Origin of the sequence: Halomonas sp. 707D4, from assembly GCF_024158685.1 — a bacterium.
Lineage (GTDB): Bacteria > Pseudomonadota > Gammaproteobacteria > Pseudomonadales > Halomonadaceae > Vreelandella.
Window position 1 is genome coordinate 1 of record NZ_JAMZBD010000419.1, and the last position, 2,699, is coordinate 2,699.

3 protein-coding genes and 1 pseudogene are annotated in these 2,699 nt (G+C 67.3%); all 4 read right to left on the reverse strand.

Features of this window, described 5'->3' with window-relative positions:
• Positions 1–48: 48 nt before the first annotated feature.
• Entirely contained in the window at positions 49–972 is a 924-nt protein-coding gene (locus BIS11_RS14600; protein WP_253426333.1) for a PA2778 family cysteine peptidase, read from the reverse strand.
• Between the two features lie 7 nt (positions 973–979).
• Positions 980–1,375, reverse strand: a complete 396-nt coding sequence (locus tag BIS11_RS14605) for a PA2779 family protein (protein ID WP_253586394.1) — start codon at positions 1,373–1,375, stop codon at positions 980–982.
• Positions 1,376–1,430: 55 nt separating this feature from the next.
• The gene (gene holA / locus BIS11_RS14610; protein WP_253426857.1) at positions 1,431–2,492 is read right to left on the reverse strand and encodes a DNA polymerase III subunit delta; all 1,062 of its coding nucleotides are present in this window, start codon (positions 2,490–2,492) and stop codon (positions 1,431–1,433) included.
• A pseudogene (locus BIS11_RS14615) lies at positions 2,489–2,699 on the reverse strand (hypothetical protein); the annotation flags it as partial. The gene holA and the pseudogene BIS11_RS14615, both read right to left, overlap by 4 nt.

A 2,699-nucleotide genomic window follows, 5' to 3' on the forward strand; every position in this document is an offset into this window, starting at 1 on the left:
TGAAAAAAGGGCCTGCGGGCCCTTTTTTCGTGGTGCGCCAAATGTGACTCAGCGGCCGAGGTGATCGCGCGCCTTCTCCTGCCAAGGCCCCTCGAGGGCGGCAGCGCGCTCGAAGGCGGCGCTCGCGCCGTTCTGGCCGAGCTGGGTCAGCAGCAGTCCCAGATTGAGCCACGCGGCGCCGAGCGCTGGATCGAGGCGGGTCGCCGTTTCGAAAGCCTCGACCGCCTGCAGGGGCTCGCCATCGGCGTAGCGAGCGTTGCCGAGCGCGAACCAGCCAAGCGCGCTGTCCGGGTGGCGCTCGACCAGCGCCTGCCAGCTATCGAGGGCAGCGCTTTGCCCTTGCACGGCCTCGAAGGCGCTGATCGCCTCGATCGCGCTGCGTACCGGGACGCCTGCGGCGAGTTCGCCCGGCGGCTTGACCACGAACCCCCAGCGCTGGCTACGCGCCCAGGTGGCGTCGAAACGCGCAAGCGAAAGCGTGTGGCGGGGAATCTCGCCGCTTCGCAGTATCAGGGTTTCCCCGGGCAGGTCGTAGCCTATCGCCACCGCGTAGTGCCACATCGGGTAGAGCGGCAGCGACAGATTCTGCAGCACCACCACCGGCTCGTCGGCGTCGAGATGGCCGAGCAGCGCATCCACGGTAGGACGGATCGGGTAGGCGATCAGGCCATGGCGGCGCACGGTGGCGAGCATTTCCGGCTGCAGGCTGCCTTCTCGCCCGGGCACGTAGACCTGGCGAATGAGGGACTCGATGCTGACGGTCTCGCCCTGATGCTCGAGTACCATGGCAAGCGACGCCGGGCCGCACTGATACTCGCTCTGAGCGTAAAAGGGCACCTCGCCGATCTCCGTGCGCGGGGCGATCTCCTCGCGGGTACTGTCGAGCAACACCGGCGTTCGCGCACAGGCGCTAAGCATCAGGGCCAGCATGAAAACGCCCGCGAGGCGGGCGTTGAAGAGACGGCGTGTCATGAAGTGATCAGCGCGTGAACGGATAGACGTCGGTCAGGCCGAGAATGTCGGTGATCAAGAGGATCACGAACACCGCGAACAGTGCACCGACCACGCCGCCGGCACCGGCGGGAAGCTCGTCGAGGCGATCCGCCATCTGCTGGGCTTCGCTGTCGCTCAGGGCCGCCACGCGCTCCTGCACGTCCGCCGGGCTCACGCCCTGGTTCAAGAGCGCCTGCTGCACGTCGGCGCGGGCGAGAACGTCGCTGATGCGCTGGCGATCGCTGCCGGCCTGATCGCTTGCCAGCACCGACTGGGTCGACATCAGCTCGCTGGCGGCGGGCGTGGCGGCGACGACCGGCAGGCTGGTGATCACCAGGGCCAGGATCAGCAGGGAGGAGAGGGAGGCACGCAGGGTTTTCATCGTCTTCATCCTTAGACAATCGCGCTAGGCGCAGTAGAACGGGGAGTCATGAATCCTAGACCCCGATACGGTAGGTCCAGGGGGTCTCGGCGAGTATACCTTTCGCTCCGGAAAGCGTCATCGCCAAATCGTGCAACCCCGGCCACAGCGGCACTGCGGATGCACCCTTGACCGCGAGATCCAGACGCTGGGCCATGAGCAGAAGCTTGTGCAGGCGCTTCATCGGCAGCCGGTTGATCGCCTTCTGGTAGGCGGGGCGGCGCTTGTCGAAGATCATCGGCTTCTGCGTCTTGCAGGCGTGCTCGAAGCTTTGACCCTGGTCCAGGTGCTGGTGGAGCGAGAGCAGCGTCCTGAGCTCCCGGGTCAGCGCCCAGAGCACGATCGGTGCCTCGACCCCTTCGCTCTTGAGCCCGGTGACGATGCGGGATACCCGCTGAGGTTCGCCCTTGAGGCAGGCATCCGCCAGGTTGAAGACGTCGAAGCGCGAGCTGTCCTCGACGCCCACGGCGATGCTCTCGACGTCGAGCCGGGCGCCCGGCGGGTGGATCAGCGCCAGCTTCTGGAGCTCCTGGTCGGCGGCGAGCAGGTTGCCTTCGGTACGCTCGCCGAGCAGGCGCGCCGCATCGAGATCGATCTGCACGCCGTGCAGGGCGGCGCGGTCGCGCAGCCAGTAGCCCAGCCGCGAAACGTCCACCGGCCAGACCGGCACGAACAGCCCCTGCTTGTCGAGCGCCTTGAACCAGGCGCTCTTCTGCTGCTTGGCGTCGAGCTTGCCCATGCTGATCAACAGCACGTCGTCACCTTGCTCCATCAGTTCGGCGTACTGGGTAAGCGCCTTGGCGCCCTCCTGGCCGAGCTTGTGGTGGCCCAGGCGAAGCTCCAGAAGCTTGCTGCTGGCGAACAGCGACAGGTTGCTGGCGGTTTCCAGCAGCCGCCCCCAGGCGAAGTTGGGCTCCACATCGAGCACCTCGCGCTCCTCGATGCCGGCGGAGCGCGCCGCCTGGCGCACCGCGTCGCAGGCATCGCGATGCTGCAAGGGCTCCTCGCCTGCGACGATCACCGTGCGGGGCAGCTTCTTGGCGAGCTGCGCGGCCAGCTGGTCGGCGAAGACTTTCACGCCGGCGCCTCGAGTCGGCCCAGCCGCTCGATGATGCGCTCGGCGAGCCGGCGGGCCAGCGCCTGGGTCGCCTCCTCGAGCAGGCTCTGGCGGTTGAGCAGGTCGTCGTTGTTGACGCGAATTCGCGTGGACGTGGCGATCGTCTCGTTGTTGAGCGCGTAGGCGTCGTTGGCGCGCTGCTGTACCGACACCGTGACGCTCATGGTC

Excerpts from the sequence above, each read along its gene's own strand:
- BIS11_RS14605 (WP_253586394.1), bottom strand. The coding sequence starts at position 1,375 with ATGAAAACCCTGCGTGCCTCCCTCTCCTCCCTGCTGATCCTGGCCCTG.
- BIS11_RS14600 (WP_253426333.1), bottom strand. The coding sequence starts at position 972 with ATGACACGCCGTCTCTTCAACGCCCGCCTCGCGGGCGTTTTCATGCTG.